Here is a 10138-nt window from a genome sequence, read left to right on the forward strand (position 1 = left end):
TATAGATTACTATAATAATGAGAGAATAAAACTTAATCTAAAAGGAATGAGCCCGATACAATATCGAGCTCATTATTATCAAATTTAATTATAAATTCGTCTAAACTTTTGGGTGCAGTCTAGATTTTGAAACAGCTTTTTTTGTTTATGTTCACCATGTTTTATTTACAATACGTTTTTATGTTTTTTGAAGCGCTTTGACTTCCTAATTGTGCTGCTTTTGCAAAATCGCTACAGGCATTTTTTTTATCTTCCAGATGAATGTAGGTTAGTCCTCTAAGATTGTAGGTAATATAATCACCTGAGTTAAGTTTGATAGCTGTATTACAATCATCTAATGCTGCTTTGTAGTCTTTTAGTTTGTAATTAATATTAGCTCTGGTGGTATAAGCGTAGGTATTGTCTTTGTGCATTTCGATAGTCTTGTTCACGTCGGTTAAAGCGCCCTGAAGATCATTTATTTTTATTTTTTCCATACTGCGGTTTAAGTAAGCTACGACAAAATCAGGTTTCATTTTTATTGCTTTATTATAGTCCTGAATTGCGCCTTGAGCATTGCCTGCGTTTGATTTTTTCATTGCCTGATCAAAATAATTTTCGGCAGTTTGGCTCCAAGTTAGTGTTGATAGTAGAAGCAAAGTAGATAGAATGATTTTTTTCATAGGTTTTATTTTAAAGTTGTTGGGAGGCATAAAAATAAGTAATTGAAATTTGATATAATTATTATTTCGTAAATTTAATTTTCTATTTTTTTGAAGAGGAGAAGAATTAGGCTTTGTTTTTGATAAGCAATGAAATGTATTTTTAACGGTTATTAAAATTTATGAAAACAAAAAAAGTAAAAGCGGTATTACTTATAGGATTCTTTACATTGAATTCTATGGTGTATGCACAACAAATTAAAGCTTCAACTGAAGATGTTGCTAAAGCAAAAGAATGGATTACATCATTAGGGTTAAATGATGCTGAAAAAGAAAAGAGATTAGTTGATGTTGTTGCAATTCATTTAACTTCTATTAAAGACTGGCATAATAATCATCCTGCTTCAACAGTTCCTGCCGGAATTAATCCTTTGGATGGGAAGCCGTTATCGGAATTACACCGACAAATTATTGCCGACTCGGCGATGCCTTCTTCAATTCATGAAGGATTAATGAGTGGTTTGAGAAAAGATCTAAACGAAGAGCAAGTAGCCTTGGTTTTAGATAAGTATACTATCGGAAAAGTAGCTTTTACTATGAAAGGTTATCAGTCTATAGTTCCTAATATGACTGCAGAAGAGACTTCGGTAATTCAAAAATTATTAGAAAAAGCACGTGAGCAAGCTGTAGACTATAAAAGTATGAAAGAGATATCGGCTATTTTTGAAATTTATAAAACCCAAGCCGAACAGTATTTGAATAATCACGGTCGCAACTGGCGTCAGATGTATGCTGATTATACGAAGAAGATTAAAGCTGAAAAAGAAGCCAAAAAACAAGAATAATTTTTATTGAAAAAGGTCTTTTATGATGATATTAAAGACCTTTTTTTTAGGGGTAAAAAGCCAGAGATGTAATTATTTAATAGTTAATTGGTAAGTGGCCATTTTCCAAATCTCATCGTATTTTTTACCATTGTGTTCCCCAGCTGATTTTTCGGTTTGAGAAAATTCAATCATATAATTTCCTGACCAAATTGGCGTAAACGAAAATTCGCCATTTTCATTTGTCCACAATTCTTTTTCCCAGCCATTTGGAGCAATAACCTTAACTTTTTGCTGTTTAGCTACTACTGAGTTGTACAAAGCAATTGCGGTGATTTTTGTGTTTTTTGCTAAAGTGGTAGCGTTTTCAGTATATACACTGATTTTGTTTGTATTTGTTGCAGCTAAATTTCCTACTGATTTGTTTCCCACAACAATAGTAGCGCTAGAATTATAATCCAGCTTCATAGTACCATATACATCTTTCACCGTATGTTGCATGATTACTGTGTAAACCCCGTCTTCATCTGGTGTAAAGAAAGCTTGGTATTTGTTTTCTAATGCAGTCGATTTTAATTTCATTTCTTTTTTAGACGGAGTAATTATTACTAATGTAAAATCTTTTAAATCAGAAAACCATTTGTCTGTTTTTGTAATTTCATTTTCTGAAAATTCACCAAAATAGATTGATATTTCTTGTGGTTTTCCTTTGGTAGCTGTTTTTTTTGTTTCAATCCACAAAGCATGAGCAAATAAGGAAGAAGTTGTTAATGTTGTTATTAACAGGAATGCAAATTTTTTAATAAGATTCATTTTCATGAGTAATTTTTTATGTTTTAGAGGCACAAATTTACTGTAAATTTTATTTATTTAGAATAAATAAAAATAATTTTAAAAAATATAAAACGCAAAAACTATAAATGCTTGCGTTTTTAATATGTGACCTCAAACGAACAAATTTCGAAACATCTTGTAGAGGATTTGAAGCGATTGGTAGAAATAGAAGTTTGATATTAAGGATTTTATAAATTAAATTGTATCTGCTTTAGTTGCAGAAATTTACTTATTTAGGATGGCCTGTATTGTGATTAGAATAGCAGAGTGGAACCAAGCAACTAGAAATAAACTGTTTATTACTTACTATTGTGTTTATATAAAATTGATTTAAATTTTTATCAATTATTTTATTTAAATTAACTATATAAGTTTATTTGTTTAATTATGAAAAAAGCTATTCTCTAATTTGTTCATTCAGATTTTTATATTTGCGAAGAAATACTTCAATAAAAATAAGATGCGGAAAAAAGATTTATTAATACTGCTTTTTTTAATTACAAATTTGTTTGTAACAAATTGTTTAGGACAACATCTTTTTTTTGAAAAAATTTCAGGTCAGGAAATTGATCCAAGTACTTCAATTCATGGAATTGCTAAAGATTCTGTGGGTTATATCTGGTTTGGAAGTTGGAATGGAGTTTATCGTTATGATGGAAAAGCTTTTGATTATTATTATCATAATCCTAAAGATAAACTTTCGTTACCCAATAATAGAATTCGAAATATAGTTTCCGATAATAAATTAGGACTTTGGTTTTTAACTTTTGACCATAAATACGCCCGTTTTAATTATGCATTAAATAATTTTAAAATAATAAGCAGTGAAGCTGTTCCTTCAAAAATTATTTCCAGTTTAAATGCTGATTCCAATGCGTTAAATAGAGATAAAATAATAAATGGTAAATATTATTCTCTCGATACCCATTTGTTTTCTTCTTTTGATTTAAAGAGTCGAAAAGAGATTCAATATAAAGCCAATATGAATCAACCTGGAAGTCTACTGGATGATTATATCACTACTTTTTTTATTGACGATGAAAAAATTATTTGGTTAGGTACCAGGGGAGGTGATATTTATAAAGCTAATCCAAATCGGAATCCATTTGAATTGCATTATAGTTATGTAGGAAATTCAGAAAACACGAAGTTGGCTACTGTACGTGCCATTCTTAAAGTGGGTAACCAAATATGGTTGGGAAGTGATGAAGGGGTGTTGATTTATCAAAACAACCAATTAATTAAAAACCATCCGTTTTATCATTCTAATAGTAAAATCCAGCAGGTTCGTACTTTATTTCAAGATAAAAATGGAGGTATTTGGATTGGAGGTGTAAATGGATTAGAATATTACAATCCTAAAAACAACCAGATAAGAAGTATAATTAATGAAGATTTATCACCAAATTTAGAAACCTGGTCTGTTTATGCCATAGAACCTTATAATGAAAATGTCATTTGGTTAGGTTTATATAACGCTATTGCCCGAATCGATTTATCCAATTTTAAAATTGTTTATTACAATTTGACTAATGAAATTAAAGATCGAACGGTAATGGATATTATTTGCGATAAAAATAAACTTTGGTTAGGAACTGAGGGGAATGGTGTAGTCCAACTTACTTTGAATTCCCATTTGGATCTTATCAAAAATAATTCCTTGACACTTTTAAACAATGACACTTTTAATAATGGCAACTTTTTGGCTAACATTGTTTATTCCCTCAATAAAGATAAAAAAGGATATATTTGGGTAGGTACAAGTGAAGGACTATTTAAAATCAATCCTAAAAAGAAGCCGATTCAAATTGTTAATGTTCCACTTCGTATTAAATCACCTTATACTTATATTTCAGCAATCACCGATGATAATAAAGGAAATCTTTGGGTAGCGCACAAAGAGGGAATTTCCAAAATTAATATTGAATCAGGTGAAATTTCCAATTTTCAGAATAGAGATAAGTTAGGTTCATGGCGATTTTTAGAACGTTCCTTTTACAACGATAAAATAAATAATACAATATATTTTGGTTCCAAGAATGGATATGTTTCTTTTAATTCTGAAAAGATAAAAGCCATTTCTAATGATAAAAAGATAGTATTAAAATCGCTTTTTGTAGCCAATCAAAAAGTAGAACCGTTAGATACTATATGGGGTAAACCTATTTTAACAAAGACACTTTCTGAAACGCAATCTATTGAGTTGGATTATGAAAATAGAAGTTTTGAGGTAGAATTTTCTTCTTTTAATTATTATGATACCCGAAAAGAGGTATTTGAATATATGTTAGAGGGCTATGATGATAATTGGACACAAACAAGCTCAACCAAAATTGCTTTCAATAAAATACCTGCTGGCAGCTATGTGCTTAAAGTAAGGTTGATTACTCCTGATATTTCTAAGGCTCCGGTGGCGCAATTGCATGTTGAAGTCAAAGCACTATGGTATGAAAGATGGTGGGTCAGGTTGTTATTGCTAGGAGGTTTATTTGCTCTTTTATATTGGATTTTTAAGCAAATTTTATATCGTGACCGTTTGAAAAATGAAGTTGAAATGGAACGATTAAATAGTGTTCAAAAAGAAGCGTTAAATAAAGAGAAAATAGAGTTTTTTACTAACATTTCTCATGATTTAAAAACTCCTTTAACCTTAATTGTTGATCCTTTAAAACGGCTTCAGGATGATAAAGTAGCTCCTGAAGATAAGGCTGTTTATTTTTCTATTGTAAATAGAAATATTGATTATCTGACTAAGTTGATTTACCAAATTTTAGATTTTAGAAAATCGGAAATTGGAAAACTAAAATTACATCTTACAAGTAGAAGTTTTAACGAGTTTTTAGATGACTGTTACAAATCCTTTCTTTTTATCTCCCAAAAAAGAAATATCAGTCTGGAATTTTTGCCCGAGAATCATAATTTAGTTTGCAGTTTGGATTTCGAAAAGCTAGAACAAGTAGTTACTAATTTATTGTCTAATGCATTCAAATATACACCTGACGGAGGAAAAGTTATTTTATCCACTCATTTGAATCTGGAAAAATCAAAGCTTACTATAAAAATTGAAGATAATGGAATTGGAATAGAAGCCTCTCAATTAGAAAAGATTTTTGAACCTTTCAATAATGTAGGGCCAAGTCCTTATTACGGATATTCTTCAGGTATTGGTTTATCGCTGTCGCGCAATTTAATCGAATTGATGCAGGGGACCATTTCAATTGAAAGTTTTCCTCAAAATGGTACAAGAGTTCAGATTGATTTACCATATGTGGCAGTTCAGGAAACGAATGTTTTTGATGATTCAGATAAAGAAACAAATATTGGGACTGCTATTTCGGAAAACGAAATTGAAACAATAGTTATAGAAAGCTCAAAACCTACATTATTATTAGTCGAAGATAATCCGGATGTCCAAATGTATCTTAATAAAGAATTAGGTAAAACGTATCATCTGATACAGGAATATGACGGAAAAAAAGGTTTAGAAGCAGCCGAAAAATTTATTCCTGATATCATCATTTCAGATATTATGATGCCTGAAATGGAAGGGACTGAGTTGTGTAAACTGCTAAAGAAAAACGAGAAGACTTGTCATATACCTATTATTTTACTGACGGCTAAAGGTGCAGATGAAAGCAAAATTGAAGCGTATAATCTGGGTGCCGAAGCCTATGTTATGAAACCTTTTAATGTAGATGTTTTAAGTGCTCAAATAAAAAGTGTCCTGGAAAACCGTATAATTCTGCAAAACAAGTTGGCAGGAATAAAAGAAATTAAACAACTACAGGAAGAAATTCAAGATCAGGATAATGAATTTCTTGAAAAAATAATGGGGATTATTAAAACACGAATGGAAGAACCTGATTTTAATAGCGAAGAATTAGCCCAGAGTTTAATGATTAGTCAACGCCAATTGTATCGAAAGTTAAAAGGAATAACAGGAAGCACTGTTCATGAATTCATAACTAAAGTAAAAATGAATCAGGCTGAAGAATTACTTCGAAATTCGGATTTGAGTATTTCGCAGATTGCCTATAAGTTAGGTTTTTCCGAACCATCTAACTTCTCCCGAACATTTTCCAAGCATTTTGGTTGTAGTCCTTCGCAGTATTTAAAATAATTTTTTGAGATTATTTTTTTGTAAAAAAGAATTCGCTTTTGTCATATTTAATTGTTGCCAATCCTTGTCAAATCGGGCATTTGTCCGAAATTGATAAGGATTGGCAATTTTTGATAAGTCATGAAAATGGTGAACAATCTATTTTTGTAGAACTATAAAAAATATAAAATTTAAGTGATATCTTTAAGATAAGATAGAATAAATTATTACATCAAAATAAATATCAAAGATGAATTGGAAAGGAATGGTTGCTGGTTTAGGATTGTTAAGTCTTTTTTTTATCAATGCTAAGGCACAAGAAAAAATATCTGAAGCAGGCAAATACAATTTTAATTACGGTTGGAAATTAAATGTGGGCGAAGTTGCAACCGCACAAAATTCAGATTTTAATGACCAAACCTGGAAAGGAGTAAATCTACCGTTTGCATGGAACCAAAACGAGGCTTTCAAGGTGGCTATTGATCATTTATCTACCGGAATTGCCTGGTATCGTAAAACGTTTCAATTACCAAAAGATGCTATTGATAAAAAAGTTTTTATCGAATTTGAAGGAGTGCGTCAAATGGGAGAGGTTTATGTAAATGGGACATTGGTAGGTTTGCATGAAAACGGAGCAATGGCTTTCGGATTGGATTTGACCCCTTATGTAAAACCTTATCCTCAGGTGAATGTGATTGCCGTAAAAACCAATAATGATTGGAAATACCGTGAAAAAGCAACGAATTCAACTTTTCAATGGAATGATAAAAATTTCAATGCTAATTACGGTGGATTACCTAAGAATGTTTTTTTACACATCAAATCTAAGGTATACCAAACACTGCCTTTATATTCGTTCTTGAAAACAACGGGAACTTATGTGTATGCAACTGATTTTGATATTCCTCAAAAGAAAGCCACTGTAAATGTATTATCTCAGGTAAAAAATGAAACTTCAGCAGCGGTTAAAGCGCAATTGAAAGTAAGCGTTTTGGATTTAGAAGGCAAAGAAGTAGCTGTTTTTTTAGGAGAAACCAGTTCGTTAAAACCTAATGAAACTATAGAAATAAAAGCTTCAAAAGGATTGAATAATTTGAATTTTTGGAGTTGGGGCTATGGCTATTTATACACTGTTACTTCTGAGTTGTTAGTCGATAATCAATCAGTAGACAAAACAGTAATCAAAACCGGATTTAGAAAAGCCGAATTTAAAAACGGTATGGTTTATTTGAATGACCGAGTAATCATGATGCATGGTTATGCCCAACGAACCAGTAACGAATGGCCGTCGGTGGGAATGTCAGTTCCAGCCTGGATGAGTGATTATTCCAATAGTTTAATGGTAAAAAGTAATGGGAATTTAGTTCGCTGGATGCACATTACACCTTGGAAGCAAGATGTGGAATCCTGTGATCGTGTAGGATTGATTCAGGCAATGCCGGCAGGAGATTCAGAGAAAGATGTTGAAGGAAGACGCTGGGAGCAACGTACGGAATTGATGCGCGATGCAATCATTTACAATAGAAATAATCCAAGTATTTTGTTTTATGAATCTGGAAATGAAAGTATTTCTGAGGATCATATGAAACAAATGAAAGCTTTTAAAGAGCAATATGATCCTTTTGGAGGAAGAGCCATTGGTAGCAGAGAAATGCTGGATAGCAAAGTAGCGGAATATGGTGGGGAAATGCTATATATTAATAAAAGTAAACATATACCTTTTTGGGCTACTGAGTACAGTCGTGACGAAGGATTACGTAAATATTGGGATGAGTTTACTCCCCCTTTTCATAAAGAAGGAACTGGAGGGACGTCGCATGAAAATGTAAACGGAACTAAGGTGGCAGATGCGAGTCCTTATAATCACAATCAGGATGCACACGCTATCGAAAGTGTAACCCGTTGGTACGATTACTGGGAAATGCGTCCGGGAACTGGAGACCGTGTTAATTCAGGAGGAGTGAATATCATTTTTAGTGATTCCAATACGCATTTCAGAGGTCAGGAAAATTATCGACGAAGTGGAGAAGTTGATCCGATGCGTATCCCTAAAGATGGTTTTTATGCCCATCAGGTAATTTGGGATGGCTGGGTAGATACCGAAAAACCAGCAGCTCATATTATTGGTCATTGGAATTATGAAAAAGGGGTGAAGAAAGCTGTTACAGTAGTTTCAACTGCTGATGTGGTAGAATTATTTGTAAACGGAAAAAGCGTAGGTAAAGGCATTCAGGATAAAAAATTCTTATTTGCTTTCAAAGATATTGCTTTTCAGGCGGGTACAATAAAAGCTATAGGTTATGATAAAACCGGTAAAGAAGTTTGCCAAGATGAAATAAAAACAGCCGGAAAACCAACCAGTCTTAAGTTAACTTCAATAGCAAGACCAGCAGGCATGTTGGCCAATGCAAACGACTTAGCCTTAATTCAGGTGGAAGTAGTGGACGATAAAGGAAATCGTTGTCCAACAGCAATGGATATGATTCAGTTTGAGGTAAGTGGAGAAGGGACATACGTTGGCGGCATTGCTCAGGGACCGGATAATTATATTGGTTCTAAAAATTTACCGGTAGAATGTGGTGTAAACCGAATCATGGTACGCTCTACTGATAAAGCAGGTGTTATAACAATTAAAGCAACAGCTAAATCCCTAAAAACAGCTGTGATTACTGTAAAAACGATTGCCACGGATTTAAGTGCTTTGTCTACTAATTTGCCAAATGAAAACTTAGCTTCTTATTTAGAAAAAGGTCCGACACCTAATACGTCTTCTTTTACTAAAACAAGAAATGCGGTTGCCATAATTGGAGCAAAAACCAACTCAAATCAGGCCGATGCTCAAAAAAGTTTTGATGATAATGAATTGAGTGAATGGACTAATGGAGACGGTGCTGCAAGAATTGAATATGAGTTGGCTCAAGAGGTCAAAATCAATCAGGTGGTGATGAAATTAGCTGGTTGGAGAAGTAAACAATATCCAATTAGAATTTTAGTTGATGGTAAAAAAGTATTTGAAGGTAATACACCAACGAGTTTAGGGTATGTGACTTTGGACATCCCAACTCCAGTAAAAGGTAAAAAAGTAACAATAGAACTTATAGGAACTTCTAAGGATAGTAATGAAATTAACTTAGTAGAAATCACCGGAAAAGTAGATGAAGGAGGCTTGAAGCAAACTAAATCTAAAATGCCACAATTGCCAATTGTAGAAGTGGAATTTTATGAGGCTTTGCGCTAAGAGATTCGTTGTATGACGAATAGAAATGGAAGTTTATAAATTTTTATAAATGGTTTTTGGTCAGTTAAAGCCTATCTATATTTTTAATGGAGATAGGTATAATTGATTTTAAAAAAAGACAGACCGTTAAAGAAATCACTCTTAATATGGCTAATTCGATGAAATTAATTGCAAAAAAAGTTTCCCTAAAGCAATACAAGTAACAGACCGTTTTCATGTACAAAAGTTAGCCTTGGAAGCTTTACACGAAATTAGTAACAAACATAGATGGGAAGCTATGGAGGTAGAAAATCAATTAATACTAAAAGCTAAATCAGAAAATAAAACACCTAATATTGAATTATTAACCAATGGAGATTAACTAAAACAATTATTAGCTAGAAGCCGATACCTACTTTATAAATCCAAAGAAAAATGGACTGATACCCAAAAAGAAAGAGCTCAACTACTCTTTGAACTATATCCTGAGATAAAAACAGCTTATAATTTATCCCAACAATTA

The 10138-nt window shown here is 32.3% G+C and carries 6 protein-coding genes and 1 pseudogene; 5 read left to right on the plus strand and 2 right to left on the minus strand.

Annotated elements, in window-relative coordinates:
* The first annotated feature begins 1 nt into the window (after position 1).
* The gene (locus AAEO59_RS16415; protein ID WP_407934929.1) at positions 2–88 is read left to right on the plus strand and encodes an IS3 family transposase; all 87 of its coding nucleotides are present in this window, start codon (positions 2–4) and stop codon (positions 86–88) included.
* Between the two features lie 73 nt (positions 89–161).
* Here AAEO59_RS16415 and AAEO59_RS16055 read toward each other — a convergent pair whose 3' ends face one another.
* Positions 162–662 carry a tetratricopeptide repeat protein gene (locus tag AAEO59_RS16055; protein ID WP_341701766.1) on the minus strand — a complete coding sequence of 167 codons (501 nt, stop codon included), beginning with the start codon at positions 660–662 and terminating at the stop codon, positions 162–164.
* A gap of 161 nt (positions 663–823) precedes the next feature.
* On the opposite strand from AAEO59_RS16055, the gene AAEO59_RS16060 reads away from it, so the two are divergent.
* Positions 824–1486: a DUF3826 domain-containing protein gene (locus tag AAEO59_RS16060; protein ID WP_341701767.1), complete on the plus strand. Its 663-nt coding sequence runs from the start codon at positions 824–826 to the stop codon at positions 1484–1486.
* A gap of 72 nt (positions 1487–1558) precedes the next feature.
* On the opposite strand, the gene AAEO59_RS16065 is transcribed toward AAEO59_RS16060, so the two are convergent.
* The gene (locus tag AAEO59_RS16065) at positions 1559–2284 is read right to left on the minus strand and encodes a hypothetical protein (protein ID WP_341701768.1); all 726 of its coding nucleotides are present in this window, start codon (positions 2282–2284) and stop codon (positions 1559–1561) included.
* Positions 2285–2759: 475 nt separating this feature from the next.
* Here AAEO59_RS16065 and AAEO59_RS16070 point away from each other — a divergent pair, with 475 nt between their 5' ends.
* The 3 genes and pseudogenes from AAEO59_RS16070 to AAEO59_RS16080 form a co-directional block, all read left to right on the plus strand.
* Entirely contained in the window at positions 2760–6419 is a 3660-nt protein-coding gene (locus tag AAEO59_RS16070; RefSeq protein ID WP_341701769.1) for a hybrid sensor histidine kinase/response regulator transcription factor, read from the plus strand.
* 229 nt (positions 6420–6648) lie between these two features.
* The gene (locus tag AAEO59_RS16075) at positions 6649–9636 is read left to right on the plus strand and encodes a glycoside hydrolase family 2 protein (protein WP_341701770.1); all 2988 of its coding nucleotides are present in this window, start codon (positions 6649–6651) and stop codon (positions 9634–9636) included.
* A 232-nt stretch (positions 9637–9868) separates the two neighbouring features.
* A pseudogene (locus AAEO59_RS16080) lies at positions 9869–10138 on the plus strand (transposase); the annotation flags it as partial.

The organism is Flavobacterium flavipallidum, from assembly GCF_038289905.1.
In the GTDB taxonomy this organism is placed as follows: domain Bacteria; phylum Bacteroidota; class Bacteroidia; order Flavobacteriales; family Flavobacteriaceae; genus Flavobacterium; species Flavobacterium flavipallidum.